Here is a 16,462-nt window from a genome sequence, read left to right as displayed (position 1 = left end):
CACAGCCGGTCGAACGCCCCCTCATCCGCAGAGGGCAAATACCCGAATGGACCTCTTCCCACGCGACCGCCTCCTTGAATGCGGTCGCGGCAGTATGATCCTTCTCGCCCTTAACTGATCGGCATTGGGTCTAGACGCTCGGAGAGGCCCCCACGACAACGCCATGGGGGCGCGCTCCCGAGTCACTCGACCCGTGACTGGCTACGGGTGATCACTGCTGGCGCTCAGCTTCAAGACCTTGCGCAGCAGCCCGAGAACCACTCGAGATGCAGCGTCGTGAATCTCCCCCCGAGCGAACTCAGGGGAATCACTCCCATGGCCCGCAGCCCGATGGCAGGCCGTGAGCGTAATCTCGACACGGGCGCGCTGTGCCTCGTCGAGAGGGATGGCGCAAGTCTCCAACTCACAGAGGGTACGTTCATGCAGTGCACGGAAGGTCTCTTCGCTCCAGTTCGAAGAAACCTCCTCGGCGGGACGATTCAAGTACGGGTTGCGCCAGTACTCGAACAACTCGAGCAACTTGGCATCAACATAGCCCTGGGATTGGAACGAAATCCCAAGCACGAGTTCGGCATGCTCGATGGCGGCTATCTCGGTGCACGATTGGGCATTTTCGAAGCAACTGCGGAGGAACGACACGGCTTCAACAGCCAACGCCTTGGGGCGCTGGTCGAGGTACGACGACTTACGAATAGACATCTAGCTTCTCCTGTTCCGGCGATTGAGGGGTCAGGTGCGACCACGAGAACGGCCGCCGGTCTGCCGTCTTCCAGACCCAAGATTGTGTTGGCGATCCGAGACCACCGGACCGGCGCAGCCGCACGGGCGCATGCGGCACCGCGCCGCGCTCCAGGAAGAAGGTTGCTCGTGAGCCCCTTCTCTCCTTCTCTTCTATCGCGTGATCACCTGGGTCTGATTCAATCAACTACTGGGCCGAAGCGCCGAAAACTTGCCCTCCACCACAGCTCATGACTTGCCGATCCACGGACTCATTTCTGGGTCATCTGGGACAGCACGCGGACGCATCTTCCGCGCTGACCTGTGCCGCTCGTCCTGTTCGCTTCATGGAAGGCGCTAGCCTCCGTCATGAGGAGGTGCCCGCTCGCCCGCGTCGTCTTCCCGCTCCGCGCCCAGTTCCATCAGTGGCAGCTCCACCGTGAAGAGGGAGCCTTCGCCCGGCGTGCTGTCCACGTGGACGGAGCCCGCGTGCGCGTCCACCAGCTGGCGGACGATGTAGAGCCCCAGCCCGAAGCCCGCATGCCGGCCCGCCGAGGGCACCTGCGCGAAGCGGTCGAAGATGCGCCGCTGCGCCTCCGGGGCGATGCCCTCGCCAAAGTCCCGCACCACCAGTCGCGCCCGCGCCAGCCCCGCCCGCTCCACCCGCACCATCACCGGATGGCCCGCGCCGAACTTCAACGCGTTGGACACCAGGTTCGTCACCACCCGGTCCAACCGCAGCCGGTCCCACTGCCCCACCAACCCCAGCTCCGCGTCGAAGACGAGCTTGCTGCCCACCTCCGCCGCATGCGCGGCGAAGCGCTCCACCACCTCGTGCGCCAGGTCCGCCAGGTCCACCGGCGCCACGTCCAGCACCAGGCGCCCCGCGGACAGCCGTGACAAGTCCAGCAGGTTGAGCAGGAGCTGTCCCAGCCGCTGCGTCTGCTTCAGCGCCGTGCCCAGCCCGTCGCGCACCTTCTCCCGCTCCACCGAGAGGTCCGTGCGCAGCAGCTTGCGCAGGAGCAACTGGAGCGTGTTGAGCGGATTGCCCAGGTCGTGCGCCGCCACGCCGATGAGCTCCACCGCCTCGCGCGCCTCGCGCAACAGTCGCGCGTTGTCCATCGCCAGCGCCGCGCGCCCCGCCAGCTCCTCCATGAAGACCTGGTCCGCGAGCGTCAGCCGCCGCTCCGGCAGGGACATCATCAACATCAGCACCCCCTGCGTCCGCTCCCCCGTGCGCAGCGGCACCGCCAGCAGCGAGCGCACCCCCACCCGCTCCATCAGCCGCAAGTGCTCCGCGTCCTCCGCCCCCTGCGCCAGCATCTCCGGCGACACGTCCGCCACCCACAGGGAGCGTCCCGTGCGCACCACCTGCCAGAGCCCCTGGGGCGCATCCAACGGGGGCAGGTAGCGCCGCACCGACTCCCACAGCAAGGGCTCCTTCTCCTCGTCCGCGTGCTTCACCGCCCGGGGCCGCAGCTGCCCGTCCGGGGTGAGGATGTAGAGCAGGCACGCATCCGCCACCTCCGGCACCATCATCCTCGCCAGCTCCGCCACCATCTGGTCCGGGTCCAGGTACTGCTGGAACACGCGGCCGGCTTCCGCGAACAACCGCTGCGTGCGCTCGGCGCGCTGCCGCTCGGTGATGTCGCGCGTCACCGCCGCGTAGCCCCGCACCTCGCCGTCGTCGTCGAGCAGCGTGTTGATGAGCGCCTCCGCGAAGAAGTGCGTGCCGTCCTTGCGCGTGCGCCACCCCTCCGTGCGCAGCCGCCCGTCCCGCCGCGCGCGCTCCAGGTCCTTCTCCGGCAGCCCCAGCGCCACCGCCTCCGGAGGGTAGAAGCGGTCCACCGGCTCACCCACCGCTTCCGCCTCCTGATAGCCCGTGATGCGCGTGGCGCCCGGGTTCCAGCTCGCCACCCGCCCCCGCTCGTCCAGGAGCAGGAGCGCGTAGTCCTGCACACCCTCGACGAGCAGTTGGAAGCGCTTCGTGCTCGCCTCGGCCTCCTCCCGCAAGGGGCCCAGCCGCCGCAACAACACCCACGCCAGCACCCCGGCCACGGCCAGTCCCAGGCTCGCCGCAATCAAGGTGAGCACCAGGACGCGCTCGTCCACCTCCACCGCCGACTGGATACCCAGCGCGAGCCGCTCCTCCACGCTCGCGCACAGCTGCTGCAGCGCCTCATAGGCACGCAGGCGCGTGTCCCCCACCCGCTCCTCGAAGAGCACCTCCAGTCGCGCACGGGGGACGCTGCTGGCGTGCGCCACCACCAGCTCCCGCACGGCCTGCTCGTGCTCCTGCTCCGCGCGCACCACTGACTCCAGGAGCGACGCCGCCGGCTCCGTGTCCAGCCGGGCCTTGAGCCGCTCATGGGTGGCGATGAAGCGCTCGCGCGTCGCCACCATCTGCTCGGCGAAGAGCGCGTCGCCTGACAGCGCATAGCCCCGCTCGCTGGACACCTTGTCGCTGAAGGCCCGGCGCAGGCGCTCCACCTCCAGCAGGTCCATGGACAGCTCGAGCAGGCTCGCCTTGTGGGTGGAGCGCACCGACAACAGCGATGCCGCCGACGTCACCGCCAGCGCCAGCGCCACCAGCAGGGACGCGATGAAGCCAGCGCCGACACGCTGGGAGTAGGTCCACGGCCTCCCCACGCCACCCCCCTTGCGCGCCAGGACGCCGGCCTCCTGCCCGATGCCTGGCACAGCCCGGAAGGTGGCCCCGCTGGCCATGCACCCACACCCCCGTCCATGGGACGGCTTGGCGTCAGGTGCCGGGCACTCGGGACGGCGCGGACCGCGGCTAGCGCGAGCCCGCCGTGGACGACGGGGCCGCCGCTTCCGGCGTGCCCGCGGGCACCGGCGCCGCGTCGACGGCCGGGGCCTGGAAGCTGCCCGACTCCGGGTCCACGGACCACGCGGAGAACTTCCGCTGCGTCACGTCCCGCAGCTTCCCGTCCTCGTAACAGACCGAATAGACGAGGAAGAACTCCTTCTCCACCGACGGCGCGCCGTGGCGGTAGCAGTCCGCGCCCCGCTCATCCGTCTCGCGCGCCATGGGGCGGCCCAGCAGCGCCATCACCTGGTCCGTCGTCATCCCCCCGTGCATGGACTTGAAGCCATGGTCGGTGATGACCTGGAACGTCGGGCGCTGCTCGCGCACCAGCGTCCAGAAGACCACCGCGAGCACCACCGGCACCAGGGCGGCCAGGAGCGCCAGCGCCCAGCGCCCTCGGGCGGCCTTCTGGTCTTCCTTGTCATAGGCCGTGAAGAGGTTGCCAGCGTCCGTCTGCTCGGCGGCCAGGGAGGCGTGCGGGAGGTTCTCTGTCGGGCTCACGTCGACTGACATGCCGTTCCAACAGCGCGGATGCAAGAAACTCCACGCCGCACGCCCGGTAACGCCCGCCCGGCAACTTCCCGAGCCGGTGTCTGGCGCTGGAGGGCTTCCTTTCGTGACAACGGAGTTCACAATCGGTGGGATGCTGGCCTGCTACATCACCCGCCAAGGTGGGAACCAGGAGATTTGAAAGAATGGCGAAGCGAGGCGCCGCCGGACGCAACGTCACCCCCCAGAAGCCCCTGGAGCGCGACGCCCTGCCCGCGGGAGCGGAGCCGGACGAGGGGATGTTCTTCAACCGGGAGCTGTCCTGGCTGGCCTTCAACGACAGGGTCCTCCAGTTGGCCGAGTCCGCGGACGAGCCGCTCCTGGAGCGCCTCAAGTTCGTGGCCATCTACGCGCGCAACCTGGATGAGTTCTTCATGATTCGCGTCGCGCGCCTGCACGAGCAGGTGCGCGCCAACGTGGCGCGGCTGGTGCCGGACGGCGCGTCTCCAGGCGCCACGCTCGACAAGCTGCACGAGGGCATCTTCGAGCAGAGCAAGCGCCACAGCGCCATCTTCGAGAAGCTCCTGCGGCCCGCGCTCGCGGAGAAGGGCCTGCGCATCCTCACCGCGAAGGAGCTGGACGCCGACCAGCGCGCCCAGGTGGACCAGCGCTTCCGCGAGCAGATCTTCCCCGTGCTCACCCCGCTGGCCATCGGTCTGGGGCGGCACTTCCCGTACATCTCCAACCTGTCGCTCAGCCTGGCGGTGCTGCTCAGGGACCCGGAGGCGGGCGAGGAGAGCGTGGCCCGGGTGAAGGTGCCCAAGGAGCTGCTCCCCCGCTTCCTGCCCCTGAAGAACAACGTCTTCGTGCCGCTGGAGGAGGTCATCGCCCAGCACCTGAGTGACTTGTTCCCCGGCATGGAGGTGCTGAGCTGGAGCCTGTTCCGCGTCACCCGCGACGCGGACTTCACCGTGTCCGAGGACGCGGAGGATTTGCTCAAGGCGGTGGAGACGGAGCTGCGGCAGCGCCGCTTCGGAGACGTCATCCGCCTGGAGGTGCAGGCGGGCATGAGCCCCAAGCTGCTGGAGCCGCTGGTGGAGGCGCTGGGGCTGGAGTCCCGCCAGGTGTACGAGGAGCAGGGCCTCTTGGGCCTGAACGACGTGCAGGCCATCGCCTTCGCCCCCGGCTTCCCGGAGCTGAAGGACCCGCCGTGGGTGTCCGTCACCCAGCCCCGGCTGCGCCCGGACTCGGACGCGCCCGAGGGCGTCACGGTGATGGCGGCGATGCGGCGCGGGGACCTGCTCGTCCACCACCCCTATGACTCGTTCGCGACTTCGGTGGAGCGCTTCGTCACGGAGGCGGTGGCGGACCCCGACGTCCTCGCCATCAAGCAGACTGTCTACCGCACCTCCGACAGCTCACCGCTGGTGCCCGCGCTGATTACGGCCACGGAGAACGGCAAGCAGGCGGTGTGCATGGTGGAGCTGAAGGCCCGCTTCGACGAGCGCACCAACATCAAGTGGGCCAACGCGCTGGAAGAGGCGGGCGTGCATGTCGTCTACGGCATCCCCTCGCTGAAGACACACGCGAAGGCCATCCTCATCGTCCGGCGCGAGGGCGAGCGGGTGCGGCACTACGTGCACATCGGCACCGGCAACTACAACCCGAAGACGGCGCGCCTCTACACGGACATGGGCCTGTTCACCACGGACCCGGACATCGGCGCGGACGTGGCGGACCTGTTCAACTACCTCACCGGCTTCGGCCGGCCCAAGAGCTTCCGCAAGCTGCTGGTGGCGCCCCTCACCATGCGCGAGGGCCTGCTGGAGCACATCAAGCGCACCGTCGTCGCGCACACGCTGGAGCGCCCCTCGCGCATCCAGATGAAGATGAACGCGCTGGTGGACCCGGGCATCATCCGCGCCCTCTACGACGCGTCGCGCGCCGGAGTGAAAGTCGAGCTCAACGTGCGCGGCATCTGCTGCCTGCGCCCCGGCGTGCCCGGCATGTCCGAGAACATCCGCGTGGTGTCCACGCTGGGCCGCTTCCTGGAGCACGCGCGCGTCTACATCTTCGAGCGCGGCACGGAGCTGCGCTGCTACATCGGCTCCGCGGACCTGATGCCTCGCAACCTGGACCACCGCGTGGAAATCCTCGCGCCGGTGGAGGACACGACGCTGGCCGCGCAGGTGAAGGACTCGCTGGAGCGCAGCCTCGCGGACAACACCCACGCCTGGGAGCTGCAACCCGATGGCACCTGGCGCCGCCTGACGCCTCCCGCGGGCGCGGACAAGCGCTGGGCCCAGGGCGAAGTCATGGAGCGCGCCACCCGCCTGGCCCAGTTCCAGGGCGGACGTCCCCTGCCCTGAGCGAGGGCCCCGAACCCTGGGGGCCCCCGCCCTCCTCTTCTTCAACGCGCCGACGAGGGCTGGCGCGTCGTCCACCACGAGCACTTCGCCTTGCGGCGCGGGGTGCGCAGCGGCGGACGTTGACGCGCCCTGGGCGCGCAGACCTGCTGGGACGATGACGGACCGCGCCATACGCCTCGCGCCTGGACCCAGCGCGGAGAGCGTCCAGCGAAACGAATGCACCAGGTGGCCACGCAGGACTCGCTTCCTTCAGGGGTGTGGAAACAGGGGACAGACCGGATAATCAGGCGCGCCTGTGCCACAACTGAAGGAAGGAATTCAAGCATTACTCATAAAATGGCGATGATGCTGTAATTTCGTAAGTCAGCCGCCAAGGTCCCTGGAGACCTCCTCGCGGCGATGGGCCTCCACCTCCAGGACTTCCTTCCACTGAATCCACCCGGAGCGGGCGGCGTGGCGGGCGGCCGTCGTCGTGTCATCCACGACGAGCAGCTGGCTGCCGGCGTCGCGGATGTCGGCGGCGATGAGCTCCAGCTCGCGCGCGCGGCGGGGGTGGCCGGGCACGTTGCGGATGTAGACGCAGAGGACTCGGCCGGGGAACTCGCGGACGATGGTGCGGTAGTGCTCCGCGTCCTCCTGGCCGCTGTCGCCGATGAGGATGAAGGGCAGGTGCTCCAGGTCCGCGAACAGCCCGCGCATCTTGTCCAGCTTGTGGCCGTGGCCGCCGCCGGGCGCGAAGCCCTGGCTGGACAGGCCCCAGTCGCGCAAGAGCAGCGGGCCGGTGGGGATGTGGTGCAGCGCGAGGAACTCGTCCAGGTGCTCGTACAGATTCCACGGGCTGCTGGAGACGTAGAAGATGGGGTTGTCCCCGGTCCCCTCCGAGCCCGCCTGAAGCGCGGCGTAGAAGGCATCCACGCCCGGGAAGGGCAGGCGCACGCGGTGCTCGGTGAGGAACAGGGCCCAGGCGCGCTTGAGCGGGTCCGTCACGCCGGTGACGATGACGGTGTCGTCGATGTCGCTGATGACGCCATAGGCCGCGCTCGCGCCGGCCACGCGCACCGGAGCCGCCACGCGGGGCACTCCCGCGGCTTCCGGCGACAGCAGCTCCAGCTCCACCATGTGCCACCCGGAGCGCACGCCCTCCGGCGGGGCCACCCACAGCTCCAGGAAGCCCTCCTCGTCGGTGGTGCCCTCCCAGCGCTTGTCCCCCCAGCGCACCGCCACGTGGGCGCCCGCGATTTCGCGCGTCATGTAGCGCTTGTAGGAGGCCACGGCGCTGCTCCACAGCGTGTGGCGCTGCTTCTGCGGGCGGATGTGCCGGTCCTCCAGGACGCGGGCCTTGATGACGGCGCGCTCGGAGGTGCCATGGCCGCGGTAGGGGAGGATGCGCAGCGGCGGGGCGATGCCCAGCGAGCGGCGCAGGCTCCGGCTCATCGCGTCATAGCGGGCGTCGACGCGGACGGCGAGTCGGTAGAAGGCGAGTCTTGGGTCGGCCATGGCGCGGAGCGTAAGGAGTGGGGGAGCCCGACTGTAGAAGACTCCGGGGCGGCTCGCGGGGCAAAGCCGCGAGGAAGTCGCCCGTGGCCCGTGGAACCCTCGGGCTCCGTATCCCGGGTGCCGCACCCCCTCATGAAAAGGAGTCCTGCCTTGCTGCGTCGTCACTCCCGCTGGTTGCTGGCCGCTGTCTCGCTGCTCGTCGCCTCGGTGGCCGTGTCCCAGACACCTCCGAGCATCACCTTCCAGTCCCCGTCCCAGGGCTGGAATGTCTTCGCCTCCTCCAACCCGCTGCCCTTCGGCGCCACCGCGAGCATCGTGTTCGACGCCTCGCGGCTGACGCAGTGCCGGGGCAACATCAACGCCAACACGCCGGGGTGGACGATTACCGGCCACTACCAGTTCAACAACGGCCCGGTGCAGAGCTTCTGGGTGGCGGGCTTCTCCTCCACGCCCAACCCGCCCGCGCCGTCCATTCCGCTCAACACGCGCGGCGACCTGGCCATCTGGTTCGAGAACACCAGTCGCTGGGGCTGCCAGGCGTGGGACTCCAACTTCGGCAACAACTACCACTTCAACGTGCAGTGACGTGACTCAAGGCGCGCGGGGGGCTTCACGGACCTCGCGCGAGCCTCACATGCCGGCGATGCCGCCGATGCCGGGCTTGAAGCGCCAGATGAAGTAGGGCCCGTTCGCGGCGATGTGCGCCTTGGACTGGAGCATGTGGTGGGGAATGGCGCTGTCGGCCACGTAGAGCCAGCCGTCCGGCCCGTGGTTGAGCGCGTCCGCCCAGCGGATGCGAGGGGACTTCACCAGCGTCTGAAGCCGGCCGTCCGGACTCATGCGCAGCACCGCGCCATGCTCCACGTCGGTCATCAGCACGTTGCCTTCCGCGTCCGCGCTCAGCCCGTCGTTGAGCGGCTTGCGGCCCACGGCCTGGAGGCGCTGGGCGAGCGCGTCGTCATCCAGGCTGGCGTCGCGCAGGTCCTTCGTGCGCACGCGGTACATGGTGTCGTGGTTCATCGCGGCGAACCACAGCCACTCGTCGCTCGGGTCCAGGGCGATGCCGTCGACGCCGCACTTCAGCGCGGCGAGCCCTCCGAAGAACACCATGTCCTTGATGGGATTGCGGATGACGAAGTCGCGAGGGAACACGGACGCGTGCTTCTCCAGCACCCGGCGCGCCTGCTTCGCGGCCACGTCGTAGACGATGAGCGCGGGCGAGCGGCGCCAGAAGCCCACGTCCGCGATGAACACCGTCCCGCCCTGGGCATCGACGCGCAGGTCCTGGAGGAAGGAGCCCGGCGGCGCGACTTGCGGCGGGAAGTCGAACTCGTGCGCGAGGTGCCCGTTGGCCAGGTCGAAGGCCAGCAGGCGCGGCACGCCGAGGCCGTGGTTGCCGTGGTCGATGGTCCACAGCCAGTCGCGCCGGTCGACGGTGATGCCGAGCACGGTGTCGAAGAGCTTCTTCTGGAGGGCCTCCGCGGGGAACGGCACGGCCTTGCCGTCCACCCACTCCCACAATTTCGCGCCCTCCGGGCGGCTCTCCGGGTGGAGCGTGTAGAACAGGCGCCCCGTCGACGACACCGCCACGTTGCCGATGGGCTCCGCGCTGCGCACCACCTCCTCGATCGCGCTGTCCGGCAGGAGGGGCATGCCCGTGACGTCCGGGTACGGCTCGCCTCCGCCGTAGCGCAGGCGCACGCCGAGGACCGCGAGCGCCAGCAGCCCCACGACGGCGAGGACACCCTTGAGGACTCGCGAGGCGCGAGCGCCCGGCGCGGGAGAGGACTCGGGGAGGGACGGAAGCGGAGCGGCCATGAAGGGAACCGGGGAGGTGAGCCCACCTGACGCGGTGGGTCCTCACTCTCCCTCAATACGGAGGCCGCCGACGAGCGGTTCTGCGGTCCGAGCCCGTCGTGACTTCGCTCGGCGGAGAGCAGGGCGACGAGGTCTGAACACCCCTGGTGAGTGACATGGCCTGACAGGGGCTCCGTGGGTAGTGTCCTCTCATGACGACCTGGACCGCCCATGCCTTCGCGCGGGGACTGGCCGCGCTGAGGCAATTCGCTCAGGCCGAGCCGGAAGCCACCCGTCTGGCCCGCGCCGACTTCCCAAAGCACTGGGACCCCATCCGTTTCCCCTGGATGGAGACCTCGCTGCTCGCCTGGACGCTTCATGGCCGGGAGGACGCGGAGGGCCACACCGCGGCGGACCGTCAACTGCTGACAGCGGGAACGCACCTGTCACGCGCGGAGCGCTCCATCCTGCAGGCCCTGGCCGCCTCATGGTGCTCGATATTCGAGGTCCAGGACGTCCAGTTGGGCAAGAGCCTCCGACTGAGGGACTTGCTCCTCGACGAGGTGCTGGAGTTTCGCGAGCAGAGCCTGACTTTTCAAGTGGTGCCGGGTGATGTCTTCGTGACCTGGGCCATGCCGGCGGGGGACCACCTGGAGCTGACGGGTGGCACGGTGGTCATCGCCGAGTCCCAGCACCCGCTCCTCCTCGACTCCGTACGCCGTGAGCTGGGCACCTTGCCGCCGCTGGAGGACCTCGCGGGACGACGACGCCAGGTACGTCGCCGGGGGCCGTTCCTGTTCCGACGCGTGATGGAGTTGATCTCCGAGGAGGCGCCCTCCTTCGACGAGGAAGAGGCCATGGCCTTCGCGGAGTCGCTGCTTCCTCCCCGCCGCCGTGCGTTCCAGGACTTCGCTGGACAGCGGCCTCGCAAGAGGAGGTCCGCGTCGAAGGGAGAGCTCGAGGAGGGCTCGGCGTATGTCTTCAAGCTGGGCCCCATCGACACGGCCCAGGATGGAGGGGTGTCCTTCTACATGGCCGTGGAGGCGGGCGGCTTCGTGCTGCCACCCGAGTGCGTCAAGCGAGACGTGGACGGACTGGCGGCCCTGGCGAGAGTCCTGAAGGGCCGGAAGGTCTACTGCGAGAGCCGGCTGTCGCGCGCGGGCGCGGCCTTCGGGTTCGTCTCGCGGCCCACGCCTCCATCCATCGTCTCGCTTCGTGCGCACCTCGCCGTGCAGTCGTATTGGATACCCCGCAAGGCGCAGAGAGTTCCTCCGGATGACATGGAGGCCTTTCTCCTGGCCACCGCGGCCCTCATCCGCGAGGCCCCGTGGGAGACGTGGACCAACGGGGAGCTGTTCACCGTCACCCTGGAGGGAAGCGTGAAGGGGACGCGTGAGCTGTCCGTCATGGGCAATGGTGGAGCGGAGTTCGGCTTCTCGCTCTTCGACCGGATGGGGTCGGCGGACCGGGTGGCCCGCTCCAGTACCGCCGTGCCGGGAGTGGACATGCTCATCCCGGACACCCTGGGCCTGACGCTCGATGACACCCCCGCCTGGGCGAGCAAGGCGATACAGCAGCACACCGGCGTCCCCTTCGTCCCCGACCTGCTCCGGGTCCGGAGGAACAAGCTGCTTCCCGGCGACGTCGAGGACGTGCGCGTCTCGACGGCGATAGCGCTCGCGCTGGCGGAGGCCAGACCCGAGGACGCGACCACGGAGGTGGAGCTGCGCCTGGGGGACTTCCACCTGCGCGTGAAGCTGGAGGTGCCCCTGCCCCTGCTCACGGGCTTCTACGTGGGCAAGTTGGACCTGGCGAGCCTCCCCCTCCATCCGCCCAAGGCCTCCGGCAAGGCTTCGCGCAAATTGCCCCAGCGCAAGGTCTCCGAGACGCTGCTCGACTTCGCGCGGCCCCTTCTCGAGGACATCGAGAGTTCGGAGCGTCCTCAAGAGGAGCTGTTCACCGTCCTGGCCCTGGCGCTCAGCGCGTGGAACGCCGTCGTGCAGGACACGTGGGAGCCGGAGAAGGGCTGGGTGGAGCGGGCTCGCGCCACCTTGCGGCGCATGCCTCGGGAGAATGGTGAGTTGATGGAGAAGGACTTCGAGCTGCTGGTGGAGCGCAAGAAGCAGCGCGACTTCGCGGACGACCCGCGCCTGCTCACCGGACTGGATGTGGTGATACGCCACAAGGGCGAGCTGGGTGTGCAGCTCATCGGCGTGGTGACGCCCGGGGCGTGGAAGGAGTTCTTCGGGGCGTAGCGCCCGGAGAGGACCTGGGGTCAGTCCTTGCGCCCCAGCGTCCGGTCCAGGTTGTACGCGGCGCTGATGAGCGACAGGTGGGTGAGCGCCTGCGGGAAGTTGCCGAGCGACTCGCCCGACATGCCCGTCTGCTCCGCGTACAGCCCCACGTGGTTGGCGTAGCCCAGCATGCGCTCGAAGGTGAGCCGCGCCTCCTCCAGCAAGTCCGGCCGCACCGGGTTCGCCCGCGTCATCGCCTCCACCAGCCAGAAGCTGCACAGGTTGAAGGTGCCCTCGCTGCCGGCGATGCCATCCAGCGTGGCCGCCACGTCGTAGCGGAACACCAGTCCGTCCGACGTCAGCCCGCCCTGCGACGGCGGCTTTCGCATGTGGTCCAGCGTGGAGATCATCCGCGGGTCCACCGGCGACAGGAAGAACACCAGCGGCATCAGCAGATTCGCCGCGTCCAGCGTGTCCTTTCCGTACGCCTGGATGAAGGAGCCGCGCTCCTCGCTCCAGCCCCGGGCCATGATGTCCTCGAAGATGGCGTCGCGCACCGCGAGCCACTTCGGTCGGTCCGCCGGGAAGCTGCGCTTGTCCGCCAGCCGGATGGCCCGGTCCACCGCCACCCAGCACATCAGCTTCGAGTACACGAAGTGCCGCCGTCCCCCGCGCACCTCCCAGATGCCCTCGTCCGGCTGGTTCCAGTGCTCGCACACCCAATCCACCAGTCGCCGCAGGTGCCGCCAGAAGTCGTAGGAGATGGGCGCCGCGTACTTGTTGAACAGGTACACCGAGTCCATCAGCTCGCCATAGATGTCGAGCTGGAGCTGGTCCGCCGCCCCGTTGCCGATGCGCACCGGCTGCGCGCCGCCGTAGCCCGCCAGGTGCGGCAGCTCCACCTCGTCCGGCACCCGGCTGCCATCCAGCGAGAACATCAGCGGCAGCGGCCCGTCCCCCTGCTCCGCGCACCGCGCCTCCACCCACCGCATGAAGGCCGCCGCCTCCTTCTTGAAGCCGATGCGAAGGAACGCGTAGACGGTGAAGGCCGCATCCCGCAGCCAGCAGTAACGGTAGTCCCAGTTGCGGGTGCCACCGGGTGACTCGGGCAGGCTGCACGTGGGCGCCGCGACAATCGCGCCCGTCGGAGCGAACGTCATCAGCTTCAGCGCCAGCGCCGAGCGCTGCACCGTCTCCCGCCACCGCCCCGTGTACTGACAGCCCGACAGCCAGTGGCGCCAGTACTCCACCGTGGAGCGGAAGAGCGCCTCCGCCGAGTCATGGCTGTGCACCAGCTCCTCGCACGACACCCGCATCCCGTCCCTCAGCGAGAAGACGGCGGACTGGTTCTCCCGCAGCACGAAGCTCGCCGTGACACCTCGCTCCGCGCGCTGTATGGACACGGAGCTCGCCAGGGTGAGCTGGAGCTTCTCCGACTCGAAGGCGGCCCCGCCCGCGATGAGGTGCGTGGTGTGCGAGTCCCGCGCGTAGTTGAAGGCCGGGAAGCACTCCATCTCGAACGCCATCTCCCCGCGCACCACGCGCACGCGCCGGAGCACCTCGCGCACGTCCTTCTCGTCCTCGCGCCCCATGGGCATGAAGTCGATGAGCTCCCCCACGCCGTCCGGTGTGTAGAAGCGCGTCACCAGCACGTTGGTGTCAGGCCAGTAGAACTGCTTGCACAGCACCCCGTCCGGCTTGGGGTGGATGCGCCAGTGGCCCCCCTTCTGGGGGTCCAGCAGCGCGGCGAACACGCTGGGGCTGTCGAAGTGCGGGTAGCACATCCAGTCGATGGTGCCCTCGTTGCCAATCAACGCCACCGTGCGCAGGTCGCCAATGACGCCGTGGTCCTCGATGGGCACCGAGCCCCCCGCCACCGCCTGTCTGCCTACCTGCATACGCACCTCGCCCTAGCTGAAGGTGATGACCTGCTTGATGCCCTTGCCCGCCTTGCCCGTCACCACGTCGAGGAAGGCCTCCGGCGGATGGCGCGAGGTGATGAGCCGCTCCAGCCCGCCCGGCCAGCGGGCCCGGAAGCGCGCCAGGTCCTCCAGCGCCGCGTCGAAGTCCGTGGCCGCCGCGTTCACCGTGCCCAGCAGCACCTGGTTGCGCAGCACCACCTGCTTGAGGAACTCCTCGCCCGCCAGAGACAGCGGCTGCTGGTCGGACGGCACACCCGTGAAGATGAAGACGCCGTTGTTCGCCAGCGTCTTGAGCGCGTCGAACGCCGCCTTCGCCACGCCAGTGGCCTCATAGATGAGGTCCGGCGCTCCCACGCTGCGCACCAGCTCGTCCGGAGACACGTCCTTCGTGGAGAGGTAGGGCGCGCCCACGGCCTCCGCGGCCTCCGCCTTCGGGTTGGGCTTGCTGCTGTGCGAGTACACCGTCGTGGCGAAGCCCCGCCGCAGCAGCGTCAGCACCGCGAGCTGTCCCACCGGCCCCGCGCCCAGCACCACCGCGCGCCCCGGCACGGGACGCCATGGCAGGCGCTCCTGGATTCGCTCCCACTCGCGCAGGCCCTTCTCGGCGATGGTCAGCGGCTCGGTGAGCACGGCGACCGCGCGCAGCTCCCCGGGGACGCGGTGCACGTACGCCACGTCCTCCACGAAGCGCTCCGAGCAGAAGCCGTGAGCCTCCTTGATGCCTCGCTCGGTGTAGTCCCCGGTGATGCAGAAGTCCGGATGGCCGCTGCGACACGCGGGGCACGTGGCATGCGGACATGGCCTGCGCACGCGCGGCACGACGAGGTCCCCGATTTGGAGCCCCTTCACCGCCGGGCCCACCTCCACCACCTCGCCCAGACACTCGTGGCCCATGATGAGGAAGTCCGAGCCAGGCGGCGGCGAGCCGTAGGAGAAGGAGACGATGTCCTTGTCCGTGCCGCACACGCCTACTTCCAGGGTGCGCACCTTCACCTGCGTGGGGGATTGGAGCCCTGGCTCGGGTGCGTCAATGACGCGCACCTCTCTCTTCCCGGGAAAGACGGCGACGGCCTTCATGCGCGGCTCCTGCCCTTGCGAGTGCCGAATCCTGGTTGAGGTGTTCACCCTGGGGCCGGGACACCAGGGTCAAGGGCTGGGGGGTACACAGCGCCCGGCCGCCCGCTGACCGGGGCGGATGTCGACGAGTGCACGAAACCGCTGCCAGCCGGGGGCGACCGGTCTATGAGTGGAGCCCGTGAGCGAGCCCCTTCCCGCTGCCCCCACCGACGAGACGCCCCGCTCCAGCCGCGCCACGGCCATTGGCGCCGTGGCCTGCCTCCTCCTCGCCGTGCCCTTCCTGGTGCTCGGCCTGTGGCTGCTGGACGGAAAGTCGCGGATGGACCTCCGCTGTGAGCCGGGAGGGCCCTGCACGCTCACTCGGGCCGGGTGGCTGACGCGCGAGCCGGTGGCCACGGTGCCGCTGGACGCGATTCAGGCCGTCACGGTGGAGCGCAGCCGCAGCGCCCGCCGCACGTCCGTGCCCATCTTCCGACCGCGGCTCGAGACGACGCAGGGCAAGCTGCCCCTCTTCGCGCAGTGGGCCACCGAGGAGAGCGATGCCACCGCCGTGAAGGAGCAGGTGGAGCGCTACCTCGCCGCGCCAGGCGCGGGGCCGCTGGAGGTGATTCGGGATGACCGGCGCGCGTCCCTGCGCGTGGGCGGCGCGTACACCGGTGTGGGCGTGGCCCTGCTCTTCTTCAGCGCGTGGCTGGCGTGGCGCACCCGGTCCCATCGCCGCGCCGAGCGCACCGCTTCAGTGGCCTGACAGTCACTCCGTACCCGGTACGGCGGGCCTCGGGCCTCGCGCCGGGGGGTGGATTCCTGTCCGGGGGCTCCATGCTAGCTTCGCGAGGAATGGAAGCTTCCATCAACCCGAGAGGCTGGGGGGCCTGGCTGCTGGTGCTGTGCGCCTGGCTGGCTCCGGGACTGGCCCTGGCCAACACGCCTGACTCCGAGGACCCGGCGGGGCTCTTCCGCCATCGCATCGAGCGCGCGGGGACGCTGTACGAGGCGCTGGAGTACGAGAAGGCCCTCAACTGGCTGACGCAGGCGAAGCAGGTGGCGTCCACCATCGACGAGCAGTCGGAGGTGGCGGTCTACCGGGGGTTGGTGCTCGCCGACCTGGGCCGCAGGAAGCAGGCGCTGGAGGAGTTCCGCACCGGCCTGACGCTGCGGCCCGAGGCGAAGCTGCCCGTCGCCGTGGCCCCCAAGGTGGAGCGGGACTTCGAGTCGGTGCGCAAGCAGGTGCAGCTCCGGCAAGGCACCGCGTCCGCGAAGGCCGCGCCCGTGGAGACGCCTGCTCCCGTCGTCGAGGAGCCGAAGGCCCTCGCGCCCGAGCCCGCGCCCGTGGAGAAGCAGGCGGAGGCCACTGCCGAGCCACAGTCCGAGACGAAGCCGGGCCTGCGCTCGCGACTGAGTGAAGCGGGTTCGTCGCTGGGGAAGAATGTCGGCTCGGCGCTGGGCTCCGCGCTGGACACGGTCATCCGCCCGAAGAACAAGCCCGAGACTCCGCCCGCGCCCGCCGACGCGAACGAGAAGCAGTGAGGG

At 69.4% G+C, this 16,462-nt stretch carries 12 protein-coding genes; 5 read left to right on the top strand and 7 right to left on the bottom strand.

The annotated features are described in order from the left end of the window. Window positions 1–201: 201 nt before the first annotated feature. The 3 genes from LZ199_RS24105 to LZ199_RS24095 form a co-directional block, all read right to left on the bottom strand. Window positions 202–699, bottom strand: coding sequence for a hypothetical protein (locus LZ199_RS24105; protein WP_253996083.1), 498 nt, complete (start codon window positions 697–699; stop codon window positions 202–204). A gap of 375 nt (window positions 700–1,074) precedes the next feature. Then, entirely contained in the window at window positions 1,075–3,444 is a 2,370-nt protein-coding gene (locus tag LZ199_RS24100; protein ID WP_253996082.1) for a sensor histidine kinase, read from the bottom strand. Window positions 3,445–3,514: 70 nt separating this feature from the next. Beyond that, a complete protein-coding gene (locus LZ199_RS24095; RefSeq protein WP_253996081.1) occupies window positions 3,515–4,060 on the bottom strand; it encodes a hypothetical protein in 546 nt (181 codons plus the stop codon). A 182-nt stretch (window positions 4,061–4,242) separates the two neighbouring features. Between LZ199_RS24095 and ppk1 the strand changes: the two genes are divergently transcribed. Beyond that, on the top strand, window positions 4,243–6,405 hold the full coding sequence (gene ppk1, locus LZ199_RS24090; protein WP_253996080.1) for a polyphosphate kinase 1: 2,163 nt from the start codon (window positions 4,243–4,245) through the stop codon (window positions 6,403–6,405). A gap of 363 nt (window positions 6,406–6,768) precedes the next feature. On the opposite strand, the gene LZ199_RS24085 is transcribed toward ppk1, so the two are convergent. Then, window positions 6,769–7,902, bottom strand: a complete 1,134-nt coding sequence (locus tag LZ199_RS24085; RefSeq protein ID WP_253996079.1) for an App1 family protein — start codon at window positions 7,900–7,902, stop codon at window positions 6,769–6,771. Between the two features lie 150 nt (window positions 7,903–8,052). Between LZ199_RS24085 and LZ199_RS24080 the strand changes: the two genes are divergently transcribed. Beyond that, complete coding sequence (locus LZ199_RS24080; RefSeq protein ID WP_253996078.1) at window positions 8,053–8,487, top strand: DUF6209 family protein; 435 nt, start codon at window positions 8,053–8,055, stop codon at window positions 8,485–8,487. A gap of 45 nt (window positions 8,488–8,532) precedes the next feature. Here the strand turns inward: LZ199_RS24080 and LZ199_RS24075 are convergent, their stop codons facing one another. After that, window positions 8,533–9,720: a major royal jelly family protein gene (locus LZ199_RS24075; RefSeq protein WP_253996077.1), complete on the bottom strand. Its 1,188-nt coding sequence runs from the start codon at window positions 9,718–9,720 to the stop codon at window positions 8,533–8,535. A 191-nt stretch (window positions 9,721–9,911) separates the two neighbouring features. Here LZ199_RS24075 and LZ199_RS24070 point away from each other — a divergent pair, with 191 nt between their 5' ends. Further along, the gene (locus LZ199_RS24070; RefSeq protein WP_253996076.1) at window positions 9,912–11,954 is read left to right on the top strand and encodes a hypothetical protein; all 2,043 of its coding nucleotides are present in this window, start codon (window positions 9,912–9,914) and stop codon (window positions 11,952–11,954) included. Between the two features lie 20 nt (window positions 11,955–11,974). Here the strand turns inward: LZ199_RS24070 and LZ199_RS24065 are convergent, their stop codons facing one another. Further along, the gene (locus LZ199_RS24065; RefSeq protein WP_253996075.1) at window positions 11,975–13,831 is read right to left on the bottom strand and encodes a glycoside hydrolase family 15 protein; all 1,857 of its coding nucleotides are present in this window, start codon (window positions 13,829–13,831) and stop codon (window positions 11,975–11,977) included. 12 nt (window positions 13,832–13,843) lie between these two features. Next, a complete protein-coding gene (locus tag LZ199_RS24060; RefSeq protein WP_253996074.1) occupies window positions 13,844–14,932 on the bottom strand; it encodes a glucose 1-dehydrogenase in 1,089 nt (362 codons plus the stop codon). Between the two features lie 178 nt (window positions 14,933–15,110). Here LZ199_RS24060 and LZ199_RS24055 point away from each other — a divergent pair, with 178 nt between their 5' ends. After that, entirely contained in the window at window positions 15,111–15,680 is a 570-nt protein-coding gene (locus tag LZ199_RS24055) for a hypothetical protein (protein WP_253996073.1), read from the top strand. 89 nt (window positions 15,681–15,769) lie between these two features. Further along, window positions 15,770–16,459 (top strand): tetratricopeptide repeat protein, encoded by a 690-nt coding sequence (locus LZ199_RS24050; protein WP_253996072.1) that lies wholly within the window; start codon window positions 15,770–15,772, stop codon window positions 16,457–16,459. Window positions 16,460–16,462 lie beyond the last annotated feature (3 nt).

It is taken from the genome of Myxococcus qinghaiensis, assembly GCF_024198215.1.
In the GTDB taxonomy this organism is placed as follows: Bacteria; Myxococcota; Myxococcia; order Myxococcales; family Myxococcaceae; genus Myxococcus; species Myxococcus qinghaiensis.
The sequence above is the reverse complement of the archived record's forward strand: the minus strand, read 5'-3'. Positions and strand labels throughout refer to the sequence as shown.

What these genes read in the sequence shown, in the direction of transcription:
- LZ199_RS24105 (WP_253996083.1), bottom strand. Translation starts at nt 699, where the DNA reads ATGTCTATTCGTAAGTCGTCGTACCTCGACCAGCGCCCCAAGGCGTTG.
- LZ199_RS24065 (WP_253996075.1), bottom strand. Translation starts at nt 13,831, where the DNA reads ATGCAGGTAGGCAGACAGGCGGTGGCGGGGGGCTCGGTGCCCATCGAG.
- LZ199_RS24100 (WP_253996082.1), bottom strand. Translation starts at nt 3,444, where the DNA reads ATGGCCAGCGGGGCCACCTTCCGGGCTGTGCCAGGCATCGGGCAGGAG.
- LZ199_RS24095 (WP_253996081.1), bottom strand. Translation starts at nt 4,060, where the DNA reads ATGTCAGTCGACGTGAGCCCGACAGAGAACCTCCCGCACGCCTCCCTG.
- LZ199_RS24085 (WP_253996079.1), bottom strand. Translation starts at nt 7,902, where the DNA reads ATGGCCGACCCAAGACTCGCCTTCTACCGACTCGCCGTCCGCGTCGAC.
- LZ199_RS24075 (WP_253996077.1), bottom strand. Translation starts at nt 9,720, where the DNA reads ATGGCCGCTCCGCTTCCGTCCCTCCCCGAGTCCTCTCCCGCGCCGGGC.
- LZ199_RS24050 (WP_253996072.1), top strand. Translation starts at nt 15,770, where the DNA reads ATGGAAGCTTCCATCAACCCGAGAGGCTGGGGGGCCTGGCTGCTGGTG.
- LZ199_RS24070 (WP_253996076.1), top strand. Translation starts at nt 9,912, where the DNA reads ATGACGACCTGGACCGCCCATGCCTTCGCGCGGGGACTGGCCGCGCTG.
- ppk1 (WP_253996080.1), top strand. Translation starts at nt 4,243, where the DNA reads ATGGCGAAGCGAGGCGCCGCCGGACGCAACGTCACCCCCCAGAAGCCC.
- LZ199_RS24060 (WP_253996074.1), bottom strand. Translation starts at nt 14,932, where the DNA reads ATGAAGGCCGTCGCCGTCTTTCCCGGGAAGAGAGAGGTGCGCGTCATT.